Source organism: Guptibacillus hwajinpoensis (genome assembly GCF_001039475.1).
Taxonomy (GTDB): Bacteria; Bacillota; Bacilli; order Bacillales; family Guptibacillaceae; genus Guptibacillus; species Guptibacillus hwajinpoensis.
On the sequence record NZ_LELK01000001.1, the window covers coordinates 1,789,394 to 1,815,505 of the forward strand.

Genomic DNA, 26,112 nt, shown 5'->3' on the forward strand with positions numbered 1-26,112 from the left:
AAGTACCTCTCTATTCACCTCACCCCCTTTTTTAACCAAAAAAAAAGCCGAAAAGGAATCGTTCTCCTTTTCGGCTTATGTCCGACACTAGTTGTCCGGATCATTGCTACCTAATTTATAGTTTTAGTATTGTCTCTACCTATTTTATAAACAGACTTATTTCGTTTTGAAACAACTTGTATTTAAAATTGCTATCTAACGTACCTTTATGATCTTATCGCATTAATCGCTTTTCTTTTTAAGACCGAACATTCTATTTCAGTCCCAGTAACCTACTGTAACGTAACCTTGTAGCACAAATCAACAGTACAAATTTTCCTCTTTGTTAGTTCAGTTTACATACCAACTAGTTCAAGGTATCTAGCGTGCTATTAAACGTTTGCAGAACCCAACGTCATTCCGCCATCTACCACCATTTCTGTGCCAGTGCAATACGAACTTTCGTCTGAAACAAGAAAAGCAGCCGCTCTTGCAATTTCAACAGGTTGTCCAATACGCCCTAATGGGATGGAATGATAGAATTCTGGAACGCCTTCACCCTGCGTTGCCATCTTCGTTTCAACTCCACCGGGATGAATCATGTTAACCCTAATACCTTTTGGCCCTAGTTCAATGGCGGCTGATTTCGACATCGCAACAACCGCTGCTTTCGTCGCTGCATATGCACTTGAGTAGCCAATCGGAGCAAATGCGGAGATGGAAACATTGTTCACAATAGATCCTTTCTTTTGCTTTTCCATTACGGGAATAACCGTCTGCATTCCTAGAAAAACCCCTAGTTGATTCACATTGATTAATTCTTGATACTCTTCTATCGTCAACTCCGTAAAAGCTTTCCGTTTCAAAATTCCCGCATTGTTAATAAGTCCATCAAGACGACCAAGTTGATCTTCTATCTCGTTCATCGCTGCTCTCCAATTTGATTCCTTTGTCACATCAAGCTCAACTGGATAGGCACGATCAACTCCGATCGATTCGGCTGCTTCTTTAGCATTTTCAAATGTACGCGCCCCAATAACCACTCGCGCACCTAATGCTGCTAGGTGTTCAGCGATCGCTATTCCTTGGCCACGGTTACCTCCCGTAACTAGAATCACCTGATTTTTCAAATTTGGCATACGCTCTCTCCTTCATCACTTTTCGTACAATCACTTTATTATAGTAATAATATAATCAATATTTAAGAGTTGAAACTGAAAAGACGACATTCAATTGAATGCCGTCTGTTTAAAAGGGTCTTTTCTAAAGGCTCTTTTCTAAAAGATTGTTGCTTCTGAAATAATTATTGAATTAACCACACTTCTTATTGGAGCGGAAGGATGCTCGACTCCTGCGGGACTAGCGGGACAGGTGAGACCCCCACAGGAGCGTTAGCGACGAGGAGGCTCACCGCCCGCCCCGCGGAAAGCGAGCATCCTGGAGCGGAAATTATCCCACTCATATAGCAACAATGTCTACGAAAAGAGCCTTTCTAAAAGATCACTCATATAGCAACAACCTTTTGGAAAAAAGCGTGTTAAAAAGTTAATCGATCTGAAAACCCCTCTACTCTTTTTGTTGGTAGAACTCCACAATTGGACGGATGGCTATAAAAAGACCTGCAACAATCAGCCAGCCAAATGACACATATGTCCAACCTTTAAAGAAAGATAAGCTATAGTCATAACCTGTTGCAAACATAATCCCTGGAAAGATGATGATAAAGACTAGCGTTAGCCCGAGCGCCCAGCGTATACATACCTTAGCGTCATTACTTAGCTGCTCTTCCTGCATAATCAAATTCCTCCTCTTCTTCAAGTTCTTCAACCTCAACCTCATCATCAAAGCTTCTAAATTTATCTTTTAACGTATCAAAATCAAATTCCTCATTTGCGATTAACCCATGCCCAACTGAAATCAAGCCGCTAACGAGAAAGACCGTGATATTACCGAAAAACATTGGCTGAAGCTGACCTAGAGAATTCACCGTAATTTCTCCAACAATCAACTGAGCAGATGTCATCCAGGCTGTCACACCGAAGATGAATCCGAATAATGCTCCATAAAATGTACCCGTATTCGTCGCTTTTTTCCACATAAGTCCAAGCGTGACTGGAATAACGGCACCACTTACAAAAATGCCCATCGCCATGTAAACAAAACTTAAGCTAATGCCTACGTAAAATAATAAAATAGAAATGAGACCCATCATTAAGCCAAAACTGAGCGTTACTTTTCGAGAGACGTTTAAGAGTTTCTGGCTACTCGCTTTTGGATTAATTGAATGACGATAGATGTCGGTGACAATGATATTGGTGATTGCCGTTAGCTCTGCAGCACCTGTCGACATCACAGCCATAAACAACATTGCAAGAAATAAGATGGATCCCACACTACCTAACAAATGAGCTGCCATTTCCGGTGCTACAGAATCTGGAGAACCAACATTTATACCTAATCCTGCTGCACTTACACCGAGAAATGTTGCGATCGCAAAAGGAATCGAAAACCACGCTAGACCACCGAATATGTAGGCTTTGGATGTAGCACTATCTTTACTAGCAATCGCTCGCTGCCAGTAAGCCTGGTCAACAAAAACAGCACCGAAGTTTCCGATAATGTTAATCATGCCGAAGAAAAGGCCTGATACAGATGCCATCGTTAGCATTGAAGATGAAGGTGGTAAATCACGCAATCCTTCATATATAGGAGTAATACCAAATTTCGTATAAACGACAACCGCAAAGATCGTTAGAATGACAAAGATCATGACGGTGTTAAAATAATCTGCGATGAATGATGCTTTTAAGCCACCAATCATTGTATAGATCGTGAAGGTTAAAGGAATTAAGAAGGCCGCTATAAACAAGTTCATTCCAGTTAACGAATTCAAGGCAATAGCACCCCCGAGAATAACCATAGCCGTTACAAGAATATTGGTCATTAGTGCAAAGATCATAATTAAACGATGGTTCTTTTGATCAAAACGCTGCCCAATGAATTCAAGAAAAGTATGTGCATTCGGTGCCCTTCGCTTTAACGTAATCGCAACAATCGCAAATAATAATACTTGAATACAAGCTCCTGCTGCATACCAATAAGGTCCACTAATTCCATATTGATATCCCGTCGCAGATGACATCATGAGCGTAGCAGCCCATGTCCATGCTGCAATAATCGACGCACTCGTTAAACCTACCCCCATACTTCTTCCAGCTGTACTATATTGTTCTGCTGTCATTGATTGCTTCTTTCTGCGCTGCATGAAAAGGGTAATAGACACAAAGAAAATTCCAAAGACGAACAACAAAAGGTAACCAACGCTAGATGATAACATTTTTTCCCTCCAACTAATTTAATTACTAGTAAGACTAATACACTAATTGGAAGAAATCTGTAACTAAGTTAAATAATCTCACAATGAATTTTTTCATCTCTTCTGTAGAATCCCCCTTTCAAGTTAGATTACCTCACATGCACGCTCACATTGTACTAACGTGAAAAAAATAGAGTAATTGTAATAATTAAGTTTATAGACTAACGATCTGAAACGAGGGATAAACCAATGATTTATCGACGGAAAACTTACAAAATTAATCCGAATACAATGGACGAATTCAATGATTTTTTCCATACCTACCTTTATCCAAACCAACTAAAACATGGAGCAAAACTAATTGGAAGATGGGCGAATGAAGCTCGCAATGAAATTACAGCAATATGGGCATACGATAGCTTCAGTCATTATGAAACCATTGAAAAGCAAATTAGAACGAGTAGCTTGTATCTCAAAGCCCAAGAACAACAAAAGCAATTGGGAAAGCTCTATTATGAGAGTAAGCAGGATTTTCTAACCACTACTGCTGAACCACATTCTTATCATCCACCTAAGCACATTGTTTCTGCTGCTTCCGTGATTCTAGATGATGCAAATAACATGTTATTAATTAAGGGACCACGTAGAGGTTGGGAAATTCCAGGCGGGCAAGTAGAAGAAGGGGAGTCAATAATCGAGGCTGCTAAGAGAGAGGCAAAGGAAGAGTCAGGTGTTGACATTGAAATCGTGAAGTTCTGTGGCGTATTTCAGAATGTTGCCGCTTCAATCTCCAATAACTTGTTTTTAGCAAAAGCGGTCGGAGGAGAATTAGCCACTTCACCAGAAAGTCTTGAAGTAGGATTTTATCCAATAAATGTTGCGCTAGAAATGGTTACTTGGAATAACTTCAGAGAGCGAATTGAGTGCTGTTTAAACGCTAAAAACCAGCCATTTTTTGTTGGATTTTAGATACGTGAAAACAGGGAAGAAGCAGCGAATTGCTTCTTCCCTGTTTTCTTTTCATAATAGTGGGTATTCATTTACGTACCCCTTTTTCGACGCATTTCGTGTTTATTCTACATAAAAAGGAGATGATGGAAAATACTGATAGGTGTGTAGGTAGCACACCGAATTAAGTGAGTTATCAGATTAAACCCCAACACTTTACACCATACTAATGGTAGTGGTAGAGTAAGTAATTGTGTTTAAAAAGAGATCAAAGGAGTCGAATATGAAAAATAAAGAAACTGGGCGAATTGATTGGCCCGTCTTTGGAATTAGCGGTGGGGTTCTTGTGCTCTTCGTATTTCTTGCACTTTTCGATATATCTTTAGTTGAAAACCTCGTAAGCTCAAGCTTTGCATGGTCTGCGAAATATTTCGGAGCTTTCTGGCAAGTATTGATGCTCGCAACCTTCTTCGTAGGAATTGGATTAGCTTTCTCGAAATATGGAAAAATCAAGCTAGGTGGCATTGATAAGCCTGAACTAAGCCTATACAAGTGGTTGTCCATTATTATGGCGACACTTCTTGCAGGTGGCGGTGTGTTCTGGGCAGCTGCTGAGCCGATGTATCACTTCTTAACAGTCCCTCCTTCTCAAGATGGGAAAGGGATCGAAGCAGGTACACAAGGTGCAGTTGATACAGCACTTGCACAAAGTTTCATGCACTGGGGTTTCCTAGCGTGGGCAATTCTTGGAACAATTAGTGCTGTTGTTATGATGTACGGTCATTACCATAGAGGCATGCCAATGAAACCGCGTACGCTTCTATACCCAATTTTCGGTGAGAAAATTCGCAATAGCTGGTTCGGAACACTCGTTGATGCGTTTTCTGTTATCGCTGTTGCAGCGGGTACAATTGGACCGATTGGATTCTTAGGATTACAGGCAAGCTATGGTTTGCAGGAAATCTTCGGAATACCGAATCAGTTCAGTACACAATTTTCAATCATTCTAGCGGTTGTTGTAGTATCAACGATTTCAGCTATAACAGGTCTTTATAAAGGAATTCAGTACTTAAGTAGTTTTAATGTCCGTCTTGCAATTGGTTTGATGGTCTTTATCGTGATCTTCGGTCCTGGTGGTTTTATTCTAGACCACTTTATCTCAGGATTTGGTGTTTACATTACTGAATTTGTAACGATGAGTACGTTCCGTGCAGATACTGGTTGGCTTTCATTCTGGACAGTCTTCTTCTGGGGCTGGTTCATTGGATATGGTCCTATGATGGCAATTCTCGTAAGTCGTATTTCAAGAGGACGCACTATTCGAGACATTATCATTGCAGTATCGATTTTCGCACCAGTCATTTCAACGTTCTGGTTTACCGTTCTTGGTGGATCTGGAATATTCTTTGAACTAACGAACGCTGGATCTATTTCTGAAGCATTGAATGCAGCAGGTAACCCAGCAGCAATGTTTGCAATTACTGAGCAGTTCCCGCTTGCAAACATTATTTCACCATTGTTCTTACTTCTAACGATTCTATTCGTTGTAACGACAAGTGATTCAATGTCCTACACGATCGCAATGGCCGTTACAGGTGAAGGCGATCCGAAGAGATGGCTTCGCGTGTTCTGGGCAATTCTGATGGGTAGTGTTGCTGTAATCCTATTGATTACAGGCGACAGCGGTATTACACAGCTGCAGAACTTTATCGTCGTAACTGCAGTTCCAGTATCCCTTCTCCTCCTTCCAATGATTTGGCTAGCGCCAAAAGTTGCAAGAGAATTGGCGAAGGATCAGAACATCAAGAAATAAGCTATGGAGGCGCACCCTTTAGGGTGCGCTTTTTTTGGTGTGTTGTGCGGTTTGTGGTTCGCGGGTGCCTGTCACCACCCGGTTTAAGTCGACAAATGGCGAAATATCTTGGGAGTGTTTTGGGTATCCTAACAATTGATAATGGATATCTAAGGAGGATGCAGCAATGCTTGAAGGTAAGTGTGCATTAATTACTGGCTCTGGTCAGGGAATAGGATTAGAAATAGCAACAGAATTTGCAAAGGCTGGCGCGAAGGTGATGTTAAATGACATCAACGAAGATACGTTAAAGGAATCGGTTGAAAGCCTAACATCACAGGGATTTACCGCGGAAGGCGTAATTGCTAACGTTGCAAAAGAAGACGATGTGAAGAATGCAATCGATGAAACCGTTAAGAAATTTGGTCGTATTGATATTCTCGTGAACAATGCTGGTATTCAGCACGTTGCACCAATTGAAGAGTTTCCAAGCGAAAAGTTTAGTCTTATTCTAGACATCATGCTAAAAGGTCCTTTCTATGCAATTAAACATGCTTTTCCAATTATGAAAGAACAGGGCTATGGTCGAATTCTTAACATGGCTTCCATTAATGGTCTTATTGGGTTTGCAGGTAAAGCTGGCTATAACAGTGCAAAACACGGCATTATCGGTTTGACTAAGGTAACGGCCCTTGAAGGAGCAGATCACGGAATTACAGTGAATGCCATATGTCCTGGATATGTAGATACTCCCCTAGTACAGAATCAGCTTGAGGATCTAGCCAAAACCCGTAACATTGAGAAAGAGAAAGCGTTAGAACAAGTTATTTACCCTCTCGTACCACAGAAACGTTTGATTCAGGTACAGGAAGTAGCAGATTATTCAATCTTCCTCGTTAGCGAAAAGGCAAAGAGCATTACAGGACAGGCTGCAGTAATCGATGGTGGTTATACAGCTCAGTAAGCTTATACAAATGAGAAAATCCCCGCCGATCTCATATCGAGATCAAACGGGATTTTTTCTTTTCAATTCCAATTCAATTAATTAATTCCCATCATTGCAAGGAAAATAATTGCGATGGTAGCTATCATCGGAATAATTAGACCGACGACGAAAACATCTTTATACGAATCTTTATGCGTTAATCCTGTTACGGTGAATAGTGTTAGCAAGGCGCCGTTATGTGGCAGAATCGAAGCGCCTGAAGCAACGGCCGTGATTCGGTGGAATGCTTCAAGACTCATGTTATTGTTAACTGCAATGTTGTAATACTCTTGCCCAAGAGCTTCAAGAGCAATACCCATACCACCTGATGCGGAACCTGTAATCATAGCGAGCAGTTGAACTGCGAATGCTTCTGAGAAATAAGGACTAAGTGGTATCGCAAAGATAAGGTCTTTTACCGCTTCAAATCCCGGTGAAGCTGTTACAACAGAACCAAAACCAACAGCAGCACTCGTATTGATCGTTGCCATTACAGATCCTGAAGCACCGCCATTAATCGCTTTAATAAACTGTTTGTAGTTCTTAAAGTTAAATAACATGATGAGCACAATACCGATTAGAAGTGCGATAAGAATGCTTAGGTTTTCGAATGCGTTTAGCGTTATAACGACAGCAATAAGCGGAATAACCGAAAGAATCCAGTTAGGAAGCTCTTCCTCATTGATGCTTTTAACTTCGTTAGATCCTTTTGGCTCTGTAAATTTCTCATCATTTTTGTTTAGCTGTTTCTCACGGAACTTCAGATAGAAATAGCCACCAACCGCCATGATTAATCCAGCAACTATTCCTAGGATGGGAGCTGCCATCGTAGACGTTTTAAACGTGTTTATTGGGATTATGTTTTGTATTTGTGGTGTACCTGGTAAAGCAGTCATTGTAAATGTAAAAGCCCCGAGCACAAATGTAGACGGGATAAGTTTACGAGATACGTTAGCTTGACGGAACATCGCAACTGCTAATGGATAAACAGCGAATACGACAACGAATAGACTAACTCCGCCGTAAGTTAGAATGGCTGCTGATAGAAGCATACCCAGAATGGCGCGTTTCTCACCTATTAGATTTGAAATTTTGTAAGCAACCGATTGTGCCGCCCCTGTGTCCTCCATTAACTTACCAAAAATCGCCCCGAATAAGAAAATCGGAAAATAAGCTTTGGCGAAGTCTACAAAGCCTGCCATATACGTATCGGTATATGTAGGTAGAATATCCATACCGCTCAATAATGCCACAATACCCGACACTAGTGGAGCGATCCATATAATTGACCAGCCCATGTATGCAAGCAGCATCAAGAGTGCTAATCCAACAATAATACTAATCATAGCTGATTTGCCTCCTCAAATTCTTATGTCTGTTTTACTATGTCCAATCTAGGCAAATCTAAATCGACAATAATCGATCTGCGCACCCTGCGCGTGCCTGTCACCACCCGAATTAACTCGAATGCACCCGAATGATTATACCCCGTTGAATATATTTTGAAACCAGTGCCTGTCACCACCCGAGTTATGTAACTATTTGTCGAATAAATCTAAACTTTCCATCTATGCTTATGACCCTTGTTGTGATAGCAATTAGGAAGATGTTTTGTGTGTAAATAGGTGTGTATAATCACCATTTTATTTCTAAAAAAAAGAGCAGATCCCCGCTGGGACATGCTCTAATCTTTATATACGTTCTCAACATTCCACCTTCATAACTGAAGGAAAGTGTACAGCTTAAATTTCTAATGCTTCTTTATTAACTCTTTCCATAAACTCATTTACCACTTTTAAGTTACTCTTCTCACTACCTAGCTTCAACATGGCTCTTCCAACAAAATTAACACCTTTGTTTTGTCCTTCATAAATGAATTTCGTGTGGGTATCATCTATTTTAAGCAATGTAAAAGTGAGTGTGACTTCAAAGGCTTTTCCTAAAACAAAACTTATCTTTTTGAGCTTTTTATCCACAAGATCTTCATATGCTAATGTTTCTACAATGTAGGTTTCCAACCGCTTTCCTTCACGATAGGTTTGCTTATGTTTTGCGCCAACCTCATCTTCTCTTTTTTCAATTAAGTGATGTTCTTCCACTTTCGGCATAATTCTTTTAATGTTTTCATCTGAAAACAAAGACCACACTTTCTCAATGTTCGCTTCAATAATGATTTCTTCCTTCCACTTAATCACTCAACCTCCTCCTTCCCTGATGCAAGAAAATCATCAATCTCTTCAACCTGAAGATGAAGATCTTCTATTTGCATTTGTATCTTTTTTCTTTTTTGTATCAATAGATTTTCTAAATTAGCAAAGGACTCGTCCTCCATTACACCGACCATTTCTTGTATCGTAAAACCTAACCTTCTTAACTTTACTAATAGGACTGCCAAGAAGTAACTTCCATCATCGTAATAGCGATAGTTGTTCGTTGGATCAATATACGCTGGTTCAAGTAATTTAACTTCTGCATAGTAGCGTAATGTTTCTTTGCTTAATCCTGTCATCTCAGAAAAATCACTAATCTTGTACATCTTTTCACTCCCACCCCTATCTTAAACTGTGGGGTACACCACAAGGTCAACATTTATTTTAAGTATATTATTTTATTAAATTGAATGACAATACATGAAAAAAGCGGGGCAAATGCCCCACTTGCGGATTGCTATGAGCTTGTGACTTTGCTTTCACTAACGTGGACAAGCTGCTTTTTCACAAATTGAATGAGTATAAGAATAATAGCAAAAAGCGATAAAAAGCAAAGGCTTGTGATAAGCGGCGCCACTTTGAAAGCGTAAAGAAACATGTCGACCTCATAGATATCTTTGGAAGCTATGATTGAACGCGGTGTGAAAACAAGATGACTCTTCCAGTCAGTAAGGGACGGCAGAAGACTCGCTTTCCACGACATCTCCCAATACGAATAGCAGAAAACAGTGAATAGAGACAACAGCAAGACATGTTTGAAGAAACCCCTTCTCTTCACTCTATCACCTCTTTTTAGTACCATACTTATTCGAGAAAAAAGGCGGAATTCCTTTTTTTGAAAACTCTTTGCGTAGCCATTTTTGCTATAAGAATAGTGGTTAATTTCCGCTCCGATTAGCTGAGTGTGGATATTGAAACAATTCTTTCAGCTAGTTAACTAAGTACTATTCTCATGGTGCTTTTGGCCAGCGTAGAACACAATGTAAAGCACTTAGGGTATATGAACTCACTTTCTGTCATGAAGAATTTATAATCGGTTACTTCACCTTCACTCGCACTTAATATTGACGCGATAGAGTGGTAGAGACAACAGGAAGGGAGAGATTCATTTGAAGAAGGTACTACCTTTAAGCTTGATCGTCACTTTAATCATGAGCTTGTTTTTCGTAGCGGATGGTGAGGTTTCCGCAAATAAGAATGATCAGTACGTCCAAACCGTTGCCCATCGAGGTGCTTCAGGTTATGCACCAGAAAATACGATGGCGGCATTTGAAAAAGCAGTTAAAATGAAGTCCGATTATATTGAGATCGATGTTCAACAGACAAAAGACGGAGAACTCATTGTGATTCATGATACATCTGTTGAACGCACAACCGATGGTTCTGGCATGGTGAAAGATCTCACACTTGAAGAGCTTAAGCAGCTAGATGCAGGTAGTTGGTTTGGAGAAGAATTTGCAGGAGAAAAGCTTCCTACGCTTGGTGAAGTTCTTGATGCGTATCGAGGAAAATCTGGTATCTTGATTGAGCTTAAATCGCCATCTCTTTATCCTGGAATCGAAGAAAACGTTGCAGCTGAACTTACTAAGAGGAATATGGACAAACCAAACAACAACAAAATCATCTTACAATCGTTTGATCATGAATCAGTAGAGACGTTCCACTCTATTCTCCCATCAGTGCCAACAGGTGTACTTGTAAGCTATACCATGTCCGATAACAATCTACGTGACGTTTCTCGCTTTGCTGACTATGTTAATCCTGGTAAATGGCTTATTACTTCCGATTATGTAAATCGCATTCACGATAACGGTATGCTAGCCCAAACGTGGACTGTCAGAGACGAAGCATCAGTAGAACCCCTTATTCAAGCTGGCGTAGACGGCATCATCACCGATTACCCGGACTATGTTAACCGCAGGTGAGTAGTAACTTCGCGGATCTCGAATTCGCGGGTCGCGGGTGCCTGTCACCACCCGAAAAATGTAACTATTTGTCACATTTCACCTCATCTTTGTGCTGATTTTCATGCTTAATTGAATAAAACGAACGAGGTGAACCAATAATTGAATTTGAAAGGAGTGGATGATGTTGGAAAAGAAATTACCTATTCTTTTAGCAAGTTGCTTAATGGCTGGGACGCTACTTGCTGGCTGTGGTACGAATGGTGCTGAGGAAAACAGTAACCAAACGGAGAATAACGCTAGTAATGCAGGGATGGATAACAATAGCGTGACCGAGGATTCTGCTGGTGAGGAAGGTGCAGGTGACACAAGTACCGATGGTGGAATGGAAGAGGATGGGTCCGCTAATTTGAACGAAGGGATTGATACTGTTCTCACACATCTTGAAGAACTGAAGAGCACGCTTGAAAATACAAGCGATGACTTTGGTAAAATCAATGAACAGGGAATGTCTCTCGATGCAAGTTGGGAAGAAATAGAATCACAAATCGAAGAAAATTATGCTGACGATTACAAGACAATAGAAGAAAGTCTTTACCCGCTTATTGATGAATCGAAAAAAGATGAGCCTGATGCAGATAAGATGAATCAGTTACTTGATGAAACGATGGAGAAAATGAACAAATTTAAAGAGAAGATCACCGCCTCTGAATAAGAAGAAACTAAAAAGCCATCCGCCTGATTACATGAATCAGGCGGATGGCTTTCAATATGTTAATACAATTTTCCATGACGATAAAGGATATTTGATAACTTCATGACAGAGTGAATATAGCAGTTCTGTCTTAATGGGAATGGGTCGCTGAAGAATTGTGGATAGATATTATCCATTGTTTCCTTCATTTTCTTAAACAGCATTGTGAACACTTCTTCTTCACTGTAGAATTGCGTCTCCCTGCCCTGCAACCATTCGAAATAACTAACAATAACACCACCAGCATTCGCAAGGATATCAGGAATAATTAGGACGCCATCGTCACTTAACTTCCGATCGGCTTCGAGCGTAACTGGTCCATTTGCACCTTCAACAATCATACGTGCTTTGACTTTGTCGACGTTATCTTCACGAATCTGCTCTTCAAGTGCAGCAAGAATTAATACATCTGTGTCAAGATAAAGCACGTCTTCTCGATCTTGAATTTCTGCTTTAATGTTACTCTGACTGAGCGCTTCATCTGTTGTTGGCAGGTCACCTTCATGTTGAGACGTAAATTCAATTAATGCTTTGATGTCCAAGCCTTCTTCATTATAAAGCGTAACGTTTCGATCACTAACAGCCACCACTTTCGTATCAAGATAATTACACGTATACGATTCAAGAGCCGCTACTGAACCAACGTTACCAAATCCCTGGATTCCAACGGTTAACTGACGATTCGTATGGTTTAAGGCTGTTTTCGCAAATCGGTTCTCATTCTTCTTAAACCATTCTTCGTTCTCGTTCACAAAATTATGTAGCATGTAACGTAGCGTATAGTAAACACCTTTACCAGTCGCTTCTCTTCTGCCTAACGATCCGCCATTCACCTGACTTTTCCCTGTAAAACTTCCTCGGTATGGACGCCCGGGATGAATGCTTTTGTACTCTCCCATCATCCAATCCATTTCTCTTTCCCCTGTTCCTACATCAGGAGCTGGAATATCTTTATCAGGACCAAGAATGTCACTGAAATTATGAACGTACTTCTTTGAAATTGTATGTAATTCTTTTTCGGTAAATTCACGAGGATTAATCACTACGCCACCTTTTCCACCACCAAATGGAACATCATGAAGCGTGTTCTTCAAAGTCATGAGTGTTGCAAGATTAATAACTTCATCTTCTCTAACTGTCTCATGAAATCGAATTCCTCCCTTATAAGGCCCAACAGCGTTGTTATGCTGAACACGGAATGCTGGAATCCTGAGAACTTTACCGTTTTCAAGCGGAACACGGAGAAATGATTTCTGAATTTGATTCGGAGTAGAAAGAATAGATTCGAGCGAAGTGAACGCTTTCTTTCTTTCTTCTTCTTTAAAATTAGGTAAAAAAGATTCGTCTTCTAGTAGTGCATTTAATGATTCTTGTACGACTTCTCCATATTTACTAGCCAATTTCATCCCTCCAATAGTTGTCATCTATTAATATCGTACCCGTTTGAACTTCATTCAAACGGGATGGATGAAAAGGCTTACGACTATTTATCTATAATCTGCAGGAAAAACGACTCCGATTTGCTTTCGCGCCTCGTCCATTACTTCAATAGAATGAAGTGAATTCTCATGTGAGTTAATGTACGATTCTTTCTTACCAGATTGAATTAATCGGATAAACTCTTTTGCTTCATACAACATCGTGTGCTGTTGAGGCTGACTTAAATCTTCTACCGAACCATCACGATACTGAATCGTTACGTTCATCGGAGATCCAATCTTATCAATGAGAATGCTACCGTTCTCCCCTTGAATTTCAGATGGCATGTGGGAGTCTGTGATTTTGGAAAACATGATAACGGCTTCTTTATCATCGTATCCAAGTAAAATACTTCCTTCCCCATCTACGCCAGAATCGAGCATCACGCCTTCTGCTTTAATCGAGTTTGGCTTACCGAGCATTGAAACAACGGGGTAAACACCGTATACCCCGATATCCATAAGAGAGCCGTTCGAGAATTCAGGATTAAAGGCATTCAGTACCGTTCCTTCTTTATACGCATCGTACCGAGACGAATATTGCCCATAATTTGCAACGAATCGACGAATCTTCCCGATCTTATGTAGGTTTTCATGCACCATCTGCATATTCGGCATCACAGTTGATTTCATCGCTTCCATGAGAAGCACTCCGTTTTTCTTTGCCGCTTCAATCATTGTAGTTACTTCTGCTTTGTTTGACGCCATTGGCTTCTCACAAAGAACATGCTTCCCTGCGTTCATGAAAATAATCGATTGCTCTGCATGAAGTGAATTTGGACTGGCGATATAAACAGCGTCAATCACATCACTAGCTGCCATTTCCTCAAGACTTGTAAACGTTGCTTCTGCCCCGTGTTTCAAAGCAAACTCCTTCGCCTTCTCCTCTGTTCTAGAATAAACTGCAGCAAGTGTAAACTCACCTAGCTCATTAGCTCCCTCAAGAAACATCTCTGTAATCTTATTCGTTCCAATCACACCAAAACGTATCATCACAATTCCTCCTATAATTCGACAAGTGCCTGGCACCACAGGAATAAAGTCCTATCCTCACAGGCACCACCCGGTTTTTGTCACTTTTTGTTCTCTGGTCTAGTTTAGTCCTCTCGTGTTGATGATTCAATAGAGAGCTCTTGAATAGAGGTATATTTGTCGTCTTAATCGAAAAAGTACTTATGGGTTCTACACTTGATCTAACTTGGATGCAAAAAGGAGTTTACGTATTATGAATCTGAAAGCCATTAATATCCCTGAACGAATGAGCCATCATAAAGTGGCTGGTCTTAGCATGGCATTTGTGCGAAATCGTGTTATCCACTCTACAGAAACATATGGAGTTCTTGAATACGGTACAGATCGAGATGTTTTACCAAATTCAATCTTCAATGCCTGTTCAATAAGCAAATTCACAACAGCTATGCTGGTGTTAAAATTTGTGGATCAAGGAATGGTTTCTCTTGATCGAGATGTAAATGACTATTTGAAAACGTGGCAACTCCCTACCAATCAATATAACAGGCACGAAAAAGTAACGCTTCGCTCACTCCTTTGCCACCAATCAGGAATGACTGATCCCGAAGGCAGTTTCGAAAATTTGAGCGCAGAGCAAGGTCCCACACCTACTATACTTGAGGTATTAACTGGGCAAACATCCTATTGTAATGAACCAATTAAAGTAACTTCCAAACCGTTCAGCGCTTTTCATTATTCAGATGCAGGATTTTGTTGTATTGAGCAAATCCTTGAAGATCTGGGCGGGAAACCATTTACGCAGCTTATGGAAGAGTTTATATTTGAACCGTTGCAAATGAAAAATAGTCTGTATATATCTAGATTAATCGATAACCGTCAAACGAATCTAGCATGTGGACACCATAAAAAAGGTGAACTAGTTAATGATCTCTACACAATCTATCCGTACGCGGCTGCAAGCGGGCTATGGTCAACCCCAATCGATCTTGCCACACTCTTAATAGAAGGAATGAACTCACTACATAACGAGGGAAAGCTCGGTCTTCCAATGACATTACTGATTGAAATGCTATCACCACAAGGTTGCGCACCTTGGACAGGATTAGGTGTTTTCTTAGAACAATCTGATAATCTTCAAATCTCTTCTCTTGGTTGGGGAATAGGCTACCAATCCCTTTTACTCGCAAATCCATATGAGGGCACAGGAATCGTTATGATGATGAATACCGATCTAGGCGTTCACCAACTCGAAGGCTTGATGGGAGAAATCCTTCAGGCGATAAAGGCTGATTAACAAATGGTTAAAAGCGATGCCTCTATTGAGACATCGCTTTTATCCTTGCAACTTTATTACACTATTCGTTCATAGCTTTCTCTTCATCATACCGCTCATAGAATGTTACTAACATTCTTAAGCTGTTCTCAAACATCCCATGAAGGTTATGATACTGAGTTTGTAATGTTTCTCTTGAATGAGATTCGGAGTCTCTTAACTCGTATATACTCTCTTCAATTGCGAGGCTATCTTCAATCGAACTCTTTAATTGCGCTTTTGCATTTGGTAAATAGATTTCTTCAAATGCTAGACTAAGCAATAAGTTGCGTGCCTCTTTCACCTCGAATGCCATCTGATCAATATTCTCTTCGTTCATTTTGATAGGCTCTTCGCTTATTAACCATTCTTGATTGTACATTGGAAGAAGATATTGAAGCTGATCATGCGTAGGATCAATACTCGAAAGAGTCTCATAATTGTTAGTAAGATCATTCAATTGTTGCACATAATCCTCTACTAAATAAGAATCCGCATCATATGTGATCGATTTATTCAGGCTATATCTTGCGTATGGATAGATCCAGCTCATACTGACGTACAGAAGAACAATTAATCCTATTCCTCCTAACGAAAGAGTTATACCACTCCGTTTGCTCCGCATTAACGTCCTCCCAAATTCGCGAGTGACAGGCACCACCCGCTTTATGTCAAACGATGTCGAACATTTATACGAGGCGCACGCCTAGTTTTTCTTCCAGCCATTTTGGAACGACGAACCTTGCTGTCATAAGCGGATCAACGACCTGGCAAACTTCTACCTGTCCGATTGCACTCATGAGCATTGTAACTTCACCAATTGGCATACCAGTTCTCTCGCAAATTCGATCTATCATCAGCTCTGTTGCTAGTTGAACTGCTTCATCGAGCGTTTCTGCTGATGCAATCTGAGTAACGACACCGTCATTCTCAAGCATAGGTTGGGACATAGGTTCTCCCTTAATCACCTCAAGTTTCACGGTTGCTCTCCCAGGCACCTCGATTCCTGAGACGCTCACTTCACCATCTCCCATCGCCGCATGGAAATCACCAAGGCCGAATAGAGCACCTTCTGCAAATACTGGGAAGTACAGCGTCGCACCTTCAGTAATCATCTTGTTATCCATATTTCCTCCATGAGCACCTGGTGTTCCACAAGAGATTCCCTCTCCCTCTGGTGCTACCCCAATTACTCCGATCATCGGATTTAGCGGAATTTCAATGTCATTGAATAGCGCTTTTCCATCTTTAATCGGTATGATTTTTGATTCCATCTCTTTCAAGCGATGCCCCATTACACCAAGGTCAGGTCCTACAACCATTACACCTTGATCACCTATTTCAAGCTTTTCTATCGTTACCTTTAATACGTCACCAGGTAAAGCATCTTTCACATAAATAGGACCAGTCGCAGGATTAACACGATTCCAATCAATTCCGTCGATTTTTGTATCCTCTGATTGCAGCTGATTTTCAAAGCAATCATAAGTAACAATCTCAATCGTAGCACCAGCAGGCACAACTTTAACTGGCCGGTGGTTTTTATTAAAATCATAAATCACCGATTCATTCGAAAGCAATTCCATTTTTCTCTTCCTCCCTAGAATACAATTTCTACTATTATGACAATTCTATCAATAATTCCCTGTTTCGCATAATAATTAAGAGCTTCATAGAATCTCTCTTCAAAAACAGGACTAAAGTACGTATTAAGACCCACTCTTTTTTTAGTGCACATATTTAGTAGTTCTTCTAATAAATCCAGCGTATACAAGGTTTCATTCATATCCATCTAGGTATTTCCTCTCATGACCCCATATAGAATCGCACAAAAGTACCATTATTCGCCATTCTTCGCTATGTTACGACTAATACCATCGTCACGTTTTTTTTAAAACTACTGTTACAATCTATTAATATTGCATTAATGATTACGCGTTACACTGAGTTTTGTAAGTTTAACAAAAACGATTCGGGAGGATTTATATATGTTTGTTAAAAAAGCTAAGAAAAAACTGATTCCTTTCGCAGTGATATCGTCACTAGCGGTTGCAGGATTTGCTGGAAATGCCCCTGGTATTGAAGCTAAATCTGATAAAGAAAAAAAAGATAACAACAAAATCGAGAACGTTATTTTCTTGATTGGTGATGGTATGGGACCAGCTTATACGACAGCTTATCGTTCTTATCAAGATGATAAATCTACACCGTATATGGAAGAAACAGCTTTTGATCAGCATCTAGTTGGTGCTCAACAAACATATTCATGGGATCATGAAGAAACCGTAACAGACTCTGCAGCAGCTGGAACAGCAATGGCAGCAGGCGTAAAAACATACAATGGTGCTATTTCTGTTGATATAGACAAAAAAGAAGTAAAAACAGTTCTTGAAGAAGCGAAGGAAAACGAGAAAGCAACTGGACTTGTTTCCACATCTCAAATTAACCATGCAACTCCAGCATCATTTGGTGCACATGATGAATCTCGTAATAACTACAATGATATTGCAGATGATTACTATGATGATTTGATTGATGGCGAACATAAAGTAGATGTTCTTCTTGGCGGAGGTACCTCTTACTTCGAGCGTTCGGATCGTAACCTAACAGAAGAATTCCAAAAAGACGGATATAGCTACGTAACTTCGAAAGAAGAGCTAGCTAAAGATAAGAACGAACAAATTCTAGGTCTTTTCGCGCCAAAAGGGTTGGACAAAGCGATTGACCGTACTGATGAAACGCCATCCCTTGCTGATATGACAGAAGCTGCACTTGAGCGCCTGAAAAAAGACGATGATGGCTTCTTCCTAATGGTTGAAGGTAGCCAGATCGACTGGGCAGGTCATGATAACGATGCGGTTGCAGCGATGAGTGAAATGGAAGACTTCGAGAAGGCTTACCAGAAAGCAATTGAATTTGCGAAGAAAGACAAGAATACACTTGTTGTTGCGACAGCAGACCATTCTACAGGCGGATTCGCTATGGGACGTGACGGTGAGTACCAATGGAACCCAGCTCCACTAAAAGCAGCGAAAAAGACACCTGACTTCATGGCAGCCGAGATCGCTAAAGGTGCTGATGTAGAAGAAACTTTAAACAAACACATTGACCTAGAACTAACTTCTGATGAAATTGCATCTGTAAAAGAAGCAGCAAAGACGAAGAAGACAGTTGAAATCGACAACGCAATTGAGAAAATCTTTGACATACGCTCTGGAACTGGCTGGACAACAGGTGGACACACAGGCGTTGACGTAAGTGTTTATGCTTACGGTCCAGAATCCGAAGACTTTATCGGACTTCACGATAATACTGAAACTGGTCAGATGATCATGGATCTAGTGAATGCAAAGCAAGAGCAAGATCATGGCGACGATGATCACGAGGATCACGACGATGAAGATGAAGATGAGGATCAAGACTAAGACTCGTGTAAATAGCACAAAATAAAAAATACTCCCGCTGCTTTAGAAAGGCAGCGGGAATTTCTCTTCACAATGATGGAGGTCATTTCATTGAAATATGTAGTAGTTACTCTCTTATCGGCTTCTCTTTTGCTTGGCGGCTGCGCAGCAAACAATGAAGGGCAAAGCAAAGTTTCTCAAAACGAGCCTTCAACAAATACCGCAGAAGCTAATGATAATCAGAACAAAGATTCATCAATAAACGAATCCGATAAAAGCATCATGGATAGTCCACAAGCTCCAGATGATAGCTCACTAACCGAAGTTGGTAAAACAGTAGAAGACCAAGACGGAATGATTACGTTAAAAGCGATCTCAAAATATGATGAAACCATTTCAATTGGAGATGTCGAGTTAACCATTTCAGATGTGAAGGTGATGGATTACGCCCCTTCTCCCGATTTGGTTGATTTCTTCCACGGCTATTCAGATAACGAAACTCAGTTTAATTATGTGAAGTTACGCGTTAACGTGAAAAACACTTCAGATCAAACAGTTAACTTCGCCCCAGTTTCTCTTCTTGAAACAGGTAGTGAGAAAAAAGGATTTGAAGATGATTTTTATCTTGAGAACTTATACGGAAATTTAGGACCAGGTGAAGAGAAAGCCGGCCAGCTTGGCTTTGTTCTTAACGAGACCGACGTTGAGAAGCTAAAATCAATAATAGTAAACACAAGCGATGTGTTCGATGAGAACAAAGAATCATTAACAGAAGCCAAGTCAATTACTATTCCATTTTAAAGACTCCCATTTGGGGGTCTTTTTGTTAAGTTCGCGGATATAATTCAGTTTCCGCGGATATATCTCGAATATCGCGGATATCCACTATGATAGCAACTCATTCAGAAGCAGTCTTGAACCCTTTTGTTACATACCAGAAGAAATAGGTAACAAATGATAGACTGAGACAACCGAATAAAAAAGCCGACTGAAGTCTATAGCCTTTATTCTCAACCATCCAATCCAACGCCAAATGAAAAACCGCTGCTAAATCTAGCATCAACTTCTCCTCCTGAGTGTTTGATTACTAGATTATAAGCAAGCGGTCTTGAATATATGCCTATTATTTATCGAATTGAGTTAAGACGGTCAGTTAGTTCCATAAATAACTCTCGGTTACGTTGGTCAAGGGATGCGTCAATTTCTTTTTTAAGTTGATCTTGTCTTTGTTCTATAGTGGAAGCATTGATGTGTTCGATAAGCTGTTCAACCATTTCCTGTCTCTTTTCCGAAATCTGATTCTGGTACACTTTTCGATTCTCCATCTCGCACTCCTCCATTCAAATTGATAGAAACGTTGCTACGTTTGCTATGCTGTTAGTTCTATTCTATCCGATTTTTAGAAAGTTTAAACAATAGTTTAGAAGATTCTAATAAATAAGGTCGAATTTTGTACTATTTTACTAGATTTGAGCCAGTTATTTGGCTTTTTAAAAGCCATTTTATTACCTTACACATATTTCACAAGATGTTTTTTGGTTATATAAAAAAGGGTATCACCGAAACCTTCGGAGATACCCTTCTACATTCATTTCAACTATTAATTACCATACCAGCTTTTGTGAGCTTCGATCTCATTATCATGATCTTGATCCCAATAGTCTACGCTATAAGAATAGTCGTAGTTCATAATGCACTTAATGCCACTACCTTGTGCATCATGCCCAAGACCGTAGTTGTGAGAGAATTCGTGTTGAGCAGCGTGCCAAGTGTTTGTTGCACCTTGATCAAGGTTAACTGAAACTGCACTTCCATTAGGTGAGCTAGGATATACATAAGCAATACCACCTGAGTTGAAGTTAGGATCTTTCGTGAAACCTACAACAAAGTCATACCCGTTGCCATTCCAATCGCGATCCATGTCTTGAAGAATTTCAGAAGCGTTTGCACCTTGAGAGCTCCACTGACCAAGAGCTTTGATTTCGAAATCAATGTTATGGTCGCGAGTGAACGCGTTATCTGCATTCTCAACAATGTTTTGAGTCAAAGTTTGCCAATCACTATGCGCTGCACGATATTCTTCATCAGCAGCGATCAAGACTGTTACGACTTTAGCGGTGTCAGTTGAACCGCCACCATCATCTGGATCCGGGTCTGTTCCCCCACCGCAGAATAGGATGCAAAGTTCGCCTTCTGTTGCTTTACCGTTCTTTTTATCTTCTTTTGCTGCTTTCTTCTCTGCTTTATCGGCTTTCTTTTCTGCCTTAACTTCATTCTTATTTATTTTCTTTTCGCTAAGCTTCTTACCTTTTTCATCCAATACGTCTACTACTGTTGAACGCTCCACTTTAGCAGGCTTATCAAACTTTTCTTTGCTCTCTGTTTTTGCTTTTGGAATTCCGTCAATTGTAACCTGATTCCCCTGTGAATCTAAAGTAGTTGTTCCACTTGCTTCACTTAATCCTGGAGCGATTAAAAGTGACACTGCAAGAGTTAATGATGCAAACCCTTTAATTTTCATTCCTTTTCCCCCTAAGTTGTTTTTAGCACATCTCTTAATCTAGCATAGGAATACTAGAATTACGGGGGCCAAAAGGTAGAAATTAGTCGAATTATGTCTAGGGAAAAAGGACTTTATTTCTTAATAAATCCTGAATAAAGGGACTTTTTTTTTTACAATCGCTTCTTTTGCTAAGTTAAATCATTAGATCTAGGGATTAAGGTCTATGTACACATTCCATGACAAATACGGTCATAGTCGGTTAATTCAGGACTTTAGTCACGGATCTCTGTATTGTAAATACCTTGAACGCCTAATAAACCTTTAATCTAGCGTTTCTCACTCCATAAGAGCAGATGTACGGATCATTTCCAGAAAACGTTTCGCTGAAGGCGGTAATGAAGTTTCACACTCTAGACTAACCAGCGCCACCGATCGATTGATCTCCTGAAAATGAGAAGGCTCTAATTTCACTATTGTTCCGCTATCTATTAAATCTTGAACTAGTGATTGGGTTAAGAGAGCAACACCCTTTCCTCTTCGAACAAAATCTAATGCAGTTGCTGGTGGTAGTTCAACCGTTTCCATTCCATAGGAAAGATGCGTTTTCTGCCAATGCTTACTTCCTTCACTCCAATCCGTTAGAATATAAGGCTTACTGTTTTCAAAAACTTCTTTTACAGTGTAGCTTCTTTCCTCTACCTTGCTAATCGGATGATCCTTATGAGCCACTAATAATAGACGTTCCTTAATCAAGTGAAGCAGTTTTAAATCACTATTGAAAAAAGGGTACGTAATTAGACCCATTTTAATAAATCCGTCATACAACATCTCGATGATCTGTTGATTATGTCCAGTATGTATGAAAAGGTCAATCTCTGGATATGAATCGTACATCCTGGATAGTGTAGATGAGAACAAACCTGTTGTAAAAGTTGGTAAAGTACCTATTGTGATTTGCCCCCTCGTCCCTTTTTTAATGGATTGAGCCCTCTCTGCTCCTATGACAAGAACATCTAAAGCTTGGCGAGCGTATGGAAGAAATCCCTCGCCAAGTTCTGTAAGCTCCATCCTTTTCCCGACTCGTTCAAATAATGAACCCCCTATGCTTTTTTCAAGCTCTTTGACTCGTAAACTTACTGTAGGCTGTGAAACGTCTAGATATCTTGCGGCTTTACTGAATGATCCCAATCGAACAACATAGTCAAATGCTTTCAGTTGATTAATCTCCACATAAACACCTCATCTATTAAAATAACTAATAGTAACTATATCCTTTATTATATTGTTTAATTATTGGGATCTCATTACACTTCTACTAGCGCTTAATATTTATCGATGAAAGAAGGTTCAGGATGAGACTTATAACGAGGGCAAGAAGCATCATTGATGGGCAATACGGAAATCCTAAGGGATGGCTAGGGTCGTTTATTGGAGAGAAGATGGTAAGACAGCATCGTATTGAAACGGTTTGGACGATTAAACAATTACATCTTCAGAAAGATGAAAACGTACTGGAAATCGGATGCGGTGCAGGATACGCTATGAAGCTTCTTTTAAGCACACTTAACGTTGATAAAGTTATAGGATTAGATCTCTCAAAAACGCTCATTCAATCAGCTACGATACGTAATAAGAAAGAGATCAATAATGAGCGGGCTCAAGTAGTCTTTGGTAATGTGCACAACTTACCTTTTAAAGATAACAAGTTCTCTAAAGTAGTTAGCATTCATTCCATTTATTTCTGGGATGACTTAGCCCTAGCTGTTGCAGAGATTCATAGAGTGCTAACACCAGATGGATCAGTTGTGATTACACTTTGCAACGGAAAAAAAGGAGAAATGTGGGAAGGTATAAATACAATGATTCACTACAAACTAATTCCATTGATGGAGGAGGCTAACTTTCAAGAAGTTAAATTGGTAACAGGGCCTCTATCTCGACAGTATCAAACCGTTTCGGTTTCAGGAAAAAAGCTATAAATGAAGAAACAGGGATCCATCAAGGACCCCTGTTTCTCAATCAGGTTTACTCTGTCATAAACCCATATTCTTTCAATATGTCCATTGTGATCGTTTTGGCTTCCGTCCCTGAACCGTCTACCTTTGTCGCAAACACATACGAACGATCACCTGTTTCAATATACCCAACGAACCACCCAAGACCACTATCCGATAAGCGGGTACCTGTTTTTCCAAAGAGTGTATATCCGTTTGTCTCCTCTTGAATCATCATTCGTTTTACGGTTTTCATAATCGTTTGATCAAATGGAAGCTCCTCCTTCACTAATTTCTCGATGAAATCCACCTGTTCCAAGGGACTGATTTCGAGCGAGCTATCTAGCCAGAAGTTATCAATTCCACCGCTGCTATCTTTATTCCCATATGATAGTTTCTTTAGCCACTCATCCATATGGGTGGCTCCAATATCACGCGCCATATCCTGATAGTACCAGATGACTGAGTAGCGCATTCCAGAGCCTAGCGTATGATCTTGATTCCAAATGTCGAATGCCCTCTCAACACCATCCCATCGCTTGACGTCATACTCGTCACGAACGGCTCCTAGTTGAAGACCAATTAAAGCATTGACCACTTTGAATGTCGATTCTGGAGTCTGTCTCTTGTTTGCTTGTTCTTCGTTATAGATGTAGGTTTTACCTTTCTTCAGATCGCGTAAAATAAACGTTCCTTCATGATCTCTGAAGTAGGATGAGACATCCACCTTATGGTGATCTTTTTCCATTGAAGGAGAGGATGTTGCACTTGCATGACTGGCTATGAGTGATGAACTTGAAATGGTCAAGCAGATTCCAATAAGGAGCAGAAAGCTCTTCATAAAGTCACCCCTTTTTGCTTTAATTTAATACCTTAAGTCTATCCTTCCTCAGGTGACTTGAAATCCTAATATAGTCCTCTTTCCGACTAGTAGAAAATAACCTTTTCCATATAAAAAAACGAGTATACCATCGATGGTATACTCGTTTTCCGTACCTATGATTTCATGTGCTTCCCTTTACCAAAGTAAAACAGACCAGACAATATACCGATAATCACCATAATTATAGCGAAGATTAAACTAGGGACAGCCCCAAATTGTACGATGAACGGCACAGAAAGTGCTGTGACTAATCCACCACCTAAGAATGGTTCATAAACAAGCTGCTTATAGCCGAACGCTTCAAATGCTGGTGATTCGTTGTTAGGATCTACAATACGCATCAGTAGCAATCCTGTAGCCGTTACACCCATTGATTGACCAAAATCACCAATTCCTCGCTCAAACCAGTAGTCTGGAATGATTTTCGGAGCGAGCGTGAGAAAGCCAAACAAGTTCCATGATATTCCTGCAACCGCAAGAATTAAGAATGGAACGAGGTATTCACCGATTACATCTAGTGACACAGTCGCAATCGCCGTAATGATTAAAACATCAAGCGCAAGTCCTTGAATACGGTTAATCATTCTACGATCAACCAGGTTGTATTTATCCTTTTTGCTAAAGAATACTTGTAGTATAATACCGCCAAACATAGCGATAGGGAATAGCGGAATGTATTTCATGAAGCTTGATCCTGTCCAATTTGTGATCGTGATGGCTTCAAGTCCGATAAGTCCTTGAAGGATTAACCAACCGATTAAGATCGCAAGCATAACAATCGCTAGATGAAACGAAAGTGGCTCAATCGATTCAGGACGTGTTGTCATTTTACCAGCCGGTTCTCGATTCTGGTATTCCATAATCCCTTGCTTACGAAGCTCGGAAAAGCCATTAACATCTTTAATGATCTTCGTTTTCCCTCTACGAACACCCCAGTTGATTAGGATAATACCAAATACGACACCAGAAAGAACACCTACCGTTGCGAGACCAATAGCTAGGTCAAAAGCTTCTTCGAAACCAAGCTCTTCGAATGTGCTAGCCATACCTGCAGCAGTACCATGTCCCCCTTCAAACGCGACTTCGATCAGCGCCCCTGCCATTGCAGGAATATCAAAGAATGGCGTCAGAATAAAGATTGCAACAAGTAAGCCAATCACGTATTGGCCCCAGCCAATTGCCCAACCTAAGGAGAGCTGAGGGCCACCGAACTCCCATATATCGCGAAGCTTCGGCATCGTTGCTCCTAAGAATAATGAAGCAAATACGACGTTAATCATTAAACCTGGTAATGCTGACCACACTTCAATGATTGTGCCTGTCATGATTCCACTTGCTAGAAAATGATCTTCACCCACAAATTGCGTCATGATTTTACCTAGTACCTGTGGTCCTACTAACAATGCGACGAAACCGCCAATAATAGATGATGGCAGAAATAAATTTTGTAGAACCTTTACTTTCAATCGAATGATCTTACCTATAAGTAGAAACACTCCTAAATACAATAACGCGAACCCTATCTGTTCCGGATTCATTTACTCTCACCTCTTTGGATCATATGTTTTCCTCATATTGAGGCAACTGCCTCACCAAACGGGGTGATATGAACAGTCCATACTGAACGTTCCACGAATGAATTGTGGTAAAACTTATTTAGAGAAATTCAGATAATTTA

General features: G+C 40.2%; 27 protein-coding genes and 1 pseudogene. 10 read left to right on the plus strand and 18 right to left on the minus strand.

Annotated features, from left to right (window positions below):
• Positions 1-371 precede the first annotated feature (371 nt).
• The 3 genes from AB986_RS08985 to AB986_RS08995 form a co-directional block, all read right to left on the minus strand.
• On the minus strand, positions 372-1,118 hold the full coding sequence (locus AB986_RS08985; protein WP_048310500.1) for an SDR family NAD(P)-dependent oxidoreductase: 747 nt from the start codon (positions 1,116-1,118) through the stop codon (positions 372-374).
• A 427-nt stretch (positions 1,119-1,545) separates the two neighbouring features.
• Positions 1,546-1,773 (minus strand): hypothetical protein, encoded by a 228-nt coding sequence (locus AB986_RS08990; protein WP_048310501.1) that lies wholly within the window; start codon positions 1,771-1,773, stop codon positions 1,546-1,548.
• Positions 1,751-3,316, minus strand: coding sequence for a sodium:solute symporter family protein (locus AB986_RS08995; protein ID WP_048310502.1), 1,566 nt, complete (start codon positions 3,314-3,316; stop codon positions 1,751-1,753). The genes AB986_RS08990 and AB986_RS08995 overlap by 23 nt, the downstream gene beginning before the upstream one ends.
• Positions 3,317-3,544: 228 nt before the next feature.
• Here AB986_RS08995 and AB986_RS22840 point away from each other — a divergent pair.
• The 4 genes and pseudogenes from AB986_RS22840 to AB986_RS09010 all read left to right on the plus strand — a co-directional run.
• A pseudogene (locus tag AB986_RS22840) lies at positions 3,545-3,754 on the plus strand (NIPSNAP family protein); the annotation flags it as partial.
• Positions 3,755-3,874: 120 nt separating this feature from the next.
• Positions 3,875-4,264 carry an NUDIX hydrolase gene (locus tag AB986_RS22700; RefSeq protein ID WP_269082693.1) on the plus strand — a complete coding sequence of 130 codons (390 nt, stop codon included), beginning with the start codon at positions 3,875-3,877 and terminating at the stop codon, positions 4,262-4,264.
• 262 nt (positions 4,265-4,526) lie between these two features.
• Positions 4,527-6,056 carry a BCCT family transporter gene (locus tag AB986_RS09005; RefSeq protein WP_048310503.1) on the plus strand — a complete coding sequence of 510 codons (1,530 nt, stop codon included), beginning with the start codon at positions 4,527-4,529 and terminating at the stop codon, positions 6,054-6,056.
• Between the two features lie 166 nt (positions 6,057-6,222).
• The gene (locus tag AB986_RS09010; protein ID WP_048310504.1) at positions 6,223-6,999 is read left to right on the plus strand and encodes a 3-hydroxybutyrate dehydrogenase; all 777 of its coding nucleotides are present in this window, start codon (positions 6,223-6,225) and stop codon (positions 6,997-6,999) included.
• 77 nt (positions 7,000-7,076) lie between these two features.
• Here the strand turns inward: AB986_RS09010 and AB986_RS09015 are convergent, their stop codons facing one another.
• The 4 genes from AB986_RS09015 to AB986_RS09030 all read right to left on the minus strand — a co-directional run bounded on the left by AB986_RS09015 (position 7,077) and on the right by AB986_RS09030 (position 10,008).
• A complete protein-coding gene (locus AB986_RS09015; RefSeq protein WP_201779260.1) occupies positions 7,077-8,366 on the minus strand; it encodes a GntP family permease in 1,290 nt (429 codons plus the stop codon).
• A 396-nt stretch (positions 8,367-8,762) separates the two neighbouring features.
• Positions 8,763-9,215 (minus strand): SRPBCC family protein, encoded by a 453-nt coding sequence (locus AB986_RS09020; protein WP_048310505.1) that lies wholly within the window; start codon positions 9,213-9,215, stop codon positions 8,763-8,765.
• Positions 9,212-9,556, minus strand: coding sequence for a MerR family transcriptional regulator (locus AB986_RS09025; protein ID WP_048310506.1), 345 nt, complete (start codon positions 9,554-9,556; stop codon positions 9,212-9,214). The genes AB986_RS09020 and AB986_RS09025 overlap by 4 nt, the downstream gene beginning before the upstream one ends.
• Before the next feature lie 131 nt (positions 9,557-9,687).
• A complete protein-coding gene (locus AB986_RS09030) occupies positions 9,688-10,008 on the minus strand; it encodes a DUF4306 domain-containing protein (protein ID WP_053216097.1) in 321 nt (106 codons plus the stop codon).
• A 331-nt stretch (positions 10,009-10,339) separates the two neighbouring features.
• Between AB986_RS09030 and AB986_RS09035 the strand changes: the two genes are divergently transcribed.
• Together AB986_RS09035 and AB986_RS09040 are read left to right on the plus strand one after the other, a co-directional pair.
• Positions 10,340-11,155 carry a glycerophosphodiester phosphodiesterase gene (locus AB986_RS09035; RefSeq protein WP_236690333.1) on the plus strand — a complete coding sequence of 272 codons (816 nt, stop codon included), beginning with the start codon at positions 10,340-10,342 and terminating at the stop codon, positions 11,153-11,155.
• A gap of 166 nt (positions 11,156-11,321) precedes the next feature.
• Entirely contained in the window at positions 11,322-11,849 is a 528-nt protein-coding gene (locus tag AB986_RS09040; RefSeq protein WP_152670950.1) for a hypothetical protein, read from the plus strand.
• Between the two features lie 59 nt (positions 11,850-11,908).
• Here AB986_RS09040 and AB986_RS09045 read toward each other — a convergent pair whose 3' ends face one another.
• Both AB986_RS09045 and AB986_RS09050 read right to left on the minus strand, forming a co-directional pair.
• Positions 11,909-13,288: a Glu/Leu/Phe/Val family dehydrogenase gene (locus AB986_RS09045; RefSeq protein WP_236690334.1), complete on the minus strand. Its 1,380-nt coding sequence runs from the start codon at positions 13,286-13,288 to the stop codon at positions 11,909-11,911.
• Positions 13,289-13,375: 87 nt separating this feature from the next.
• Positions 13,376-14,359: a Gfo/Idh/MocA family protein gene (locus AB986_RS09050; RefSeq protein ID WP_048310509.1), complete on the minus strand. Its 984-nt coding sequence runs from the start codon at positions 14,357-14,359 to the stop codon at positions 13,376-13,378.
• Positions 14,360-14,591: 232 nt separating this feature from the next.
• Between AB986_RS09050 and AB986_RS09055 the strand changes: the two genes are divergently transcribed.
• Entirely contained in the window at positions 14,592-15,632 is a 1,041-nt protein-coding gene (locus tag AB986_RS09055) for a serine hydrolase domain-containing protein (protein ID WP_048310510.1), read from the plus strand.
• Positions 15,633-15,693: 61 nt separating this feature from the next.
• Here AB986_RS09055 and AB986_RS09060 read toward each other — a convergent pair whose 3' ends face one another.
• The 3 genes from AB986_RS09060 to AB986_RS22705 form a co-directional block, all read right to left on the minus strand.
• Positions 15,694-16,275 carry a hypothetical protein gene (locus AB986_RS09060; protein ID WP_048310511.1) on the minus strand — a complete coding sequence of 194 codons (582 nt, stop codon included), beginning with the start codon at positions 16,273-16,275 and terminating at the stop codon, positions 15,694-15,696.
• Positions 16,276-16,339: 64 nt separating this feature from the next.
• Positions 16,340-17,236 (minus strand): acetamidase/formamidase family protein, encoded by an 897-nt coding sequence (locus tag AB986_RS09065; RefSeq protein ID WP_048310512.1) that lies wholly within the window; start codon positions 17,234-17,236, stop codon positions 16,340-16,342.
• A 14-nt stretch (positions 17,237-17,250) separates the two neighbouring features.
• Complete coding sequence (locus AB986_RS22705) at positions 17,251-17,442, minus strand: hypothetical protein (protein ID WP_048310513.1); 192 nt, start codon at positions 17,440-17,442, stop codon at positions 17,251-17,253.
• Positions 17,443-17,638: 196 nt separating this feature from the next.
• Between AB986_RS22705 and AB986_RS09075 the strand changes: the two genes are divergently transcribed.
• Positions 17,639-19,075 carry an alkaline phosphatase gene (locus tag AB986_RS09075; RefSeq protein ID WP_048310514.1) on the plus strand — a complete coding sequence of 479 codons (1,437 nt, stop codon included), beginning with the start codon at positions 17,639-17,641 and terminating at the stop codon, positions 19,073-19,075.
• Between the two features lie 90 nt (positions 19,076-19,165).
• Positions 19,166-19,855 (plus strand): DUF4352 domain-containing protein, encoded by a 690-nt coding sequence (locus tag AB986_RS09080; RefSeq protein ID WP_053216098.1) that lies wholly within the window; start codon positions 19,166-19,168, stop codon positions 19,853-19,855.
• Between the two features lie 97 nt (positions 19,856-19,952).
• Here AB986_RS09080 and AB986_RS22340 read toward each other — a convergent pair whose 3' ends face one another.
• The 4 genes from AB986_RS22340 to AB986_RS09095 all read right to left on the minus strand — a co-directional run bounded on the left by AB986_RS22340 (position 19,953) and on the right by AB986_RS09095 (position 22,787).
• The gene (locus tag AB986_RS22340; RefSeq protein ID WP_161797356.1) at positions 19,953-20,114 is read right to left on the minus strand and encodes a hypothetical protein; all 162 of its coding nucleotides are present in this window, start codon (positions 20,112-20,114) and stop codon (positions 19,953-19,955) included.
• A 67-nt stretch (positions 20,115-20,181) separates the two neighbouring features.
• Positions 20,182-20,379 (minus strand): IDEAL domain-containing protein, encoded by a 198-nt coding sequence (locus AB986_RS09085; protein WP_048310515.1) that lies wholly within the window; start codon positions 20,377-20,379, stop codon positions 20,182-20,184.
• Between the two features lie 275 nt (positions 20,380-20,654).
• Positions 20,655-21,575, minus strand: coding sequence for a zinc-dependent metalloprotease (locus AB986_RS09090; RefSeq protein ID WP_048310516.1), 921 nt, complete (start codon positions 21,573-21,575; stop codon positions 20,655-20,657).
• Between the two features lie 318 nt (positions 21,576-21,893).
• Positions 21,894-22,787 (minus strand): LysR family transcriptional regulator, encoded by an 894-nt coding sequence (locus tag AB986_RS09095; RefSeq protein WP_048310517.1) that lies wholly within the window; start codon positions 22,785-22,787, stop codon positions 21,894-21,896.
• Between the two features lie 122 nt (positions 22,788-22,909).
• On the opposite strand from AB986_RS09095, the gene AB986_RS09100 reads away from it, so the two are divergent.
• Complete coding sequence (locus tag AB986_RS09100; protein WP_048310518.1) at positions 22,910-23,536, plus strand: class I SAM-dependent methyltransferase; 627 nt, start codon at positions 22,910-22,912, stop codon at positions 23,534-23,536.
• A 46-nt stretch (positions 23,537-23,582) separates the two neighbouring features.
• Here the strand turns inward: AB986_RS09100 and blaOXA are convergent, their stop codons facing one another.
• On the minus strand, positions 23,583-24,392 hold the full coding sequence (gene blaOXA, locus AB986_RS09105; protein ID WP_048310519.1) for a class D beta-lactamase: 810 nt from the start codon (positions 24,390-24,392) through the stop codon (positions 23,583-23,585).
• Positions 24,393-24,547: 155 nt separating this feature from the next.
• Positions 24,548-25,972, minus strand: coding sequence for a sodium/glutamate symporter (locus AB986_RS09110; RefSeq protein ID WP_048310520.1), 1,425 nt, complete (start codon positions 25,970-25,972; stop codon positions 24,548-24,550).
• Between the last annotated feature and the right edge of the window lie 140 nt (positions 25,973-26,112).

Bases quoted from the DNA above. Each gene is read 5' to 3' on its own strand.
- AB986_RS09065 (WP_048310512.1), bottom strand. From the start codon at position 17,236: ATGGAATTGCTTTCGAATGAATCGGTGATTTATGATTTTAATAAAAAC.
- AB986_RS09025 (WP_048310506.1), bottom strand. From the start codon at position 9,556: ATGTACAAGATTAGTGATTTTTCTGAGATGACAGGATTAAGCAAAGAA.
- AB986_RS09005 (WP_048310503.1), top strand. From the start codon at position 4,527: ATGAAAAATAAAGAAACTGGGCGAATTGATTGGCCCGTCTTTGGAATT.
- AB986_RS09075 (WP_048310514.1), top strand. From the start codon at position 17,639: ATGTTTGTTAAAAAAGCTAAGAAAAAACTGATTCCTTTCGCAGTGATA.
- AB986_RS09060 (WP_048310511.1), bottom strand. From the start codon at position 16,275: ATGCGGAGCAAACGGAGTGGTATAACTCTTTCGTTAGGAGGAATAGGA.
- AB986_RS09010 (WP_048310504.1), top strand. From the start codon at position 6,223: ATGCTTGAAGGTAAGTGTGCATTAATTACTGGCTCTGGTCAGGGAATA.
- AB986_RS08995 (WP_048310502.1), bottom strand. From the start codon at position 3,316: ATGTTATCATCTAGCGTTGGTTACCTTTTGTTGTTCGTCTTTGGAATT.
- AB986_RS09100 (WP_048310518.1), top strand. From the start codon at position 22,910: ATGAGACTTATAACGAGGGCAAGAAGCATCATTGATGGGCAATACGGA.
- AB986_RS08990 (WP_048310501.1), bottom strand. From the start codon at position 1,773: ATGCAGGAAGAGCAGCTAAGTAATGACGCTAAGGTATGTATACGCTGG.
- blaOXA (WP_048310519.1), bottom strand. From the start codon at position 24,392: ATGAAGAGCTTTCTGCTCCTTATTGGAATCTGCTTGACCATTTCAAGT.
- AB986_RS09015 (WP_201779260.1), bottom strand. From the start codon at position 8,366: ATGATTAGTATTATTGTTGGATTAGCACTCTTGATGCTGCTTGCATAC.
- AB986_RS09050 (WP_048310509.1), bottom strand. From the start codon at position 14,359: ATGATACGTTTTGGTGTGATTGGAACGAATAAGATTACAGAGATGTTT.
- AB986_RS22340 (WP_161797356.1), bottom strand. From the start codon at position 20,114: ATGCTAGATTTAGCAGCGGTTTTTCATTTGGCGTTGGATTGGATGGTT.
- AB986_RS09055 (WP_048310510.1), top strand. From the start codon at position 14,592: ATGAATCTGAAAGCCATTAATATCCCTGAACGAATGAGCCATCATAAA.
- AB986_RS09110 (WP_048310520.1), bottom strand. From the start codon at position 25,972: ATGAATCCGGAACAGATAGGGTTCGCGTTATTGTATTTAGGAGTGTTT.
- AB986_RS09090 (WP_048310516.1), bottom strand. From the start codon at position 21,575: ATGAAAATTAAAGGGTTTGCATCATTAACTCTTGCAGTGTCACTTTTA.
- AB986_RS09085 (WP_048310515.1), bottom strand. From the start codon at position 20,379: ATGGAGAATCGAAAAGTGTACCAGAATCAGATTTCGGAAAAGAGACAG.
- AB986_RS22705 (WP_048310513.1), bottom strand. From the start codon at position 17,442: ATGGATATGAATGAAACCTTGTATACGCTGGATTTATTAGAAGAACTA.
- AB986_RS08985 (WP_048310500.1), bottom strand. From the start codon at position 1,118: ATGCCAAATTTGAAAAATCAGGTGATTCTAGTTACGGGAGGTAACCGT.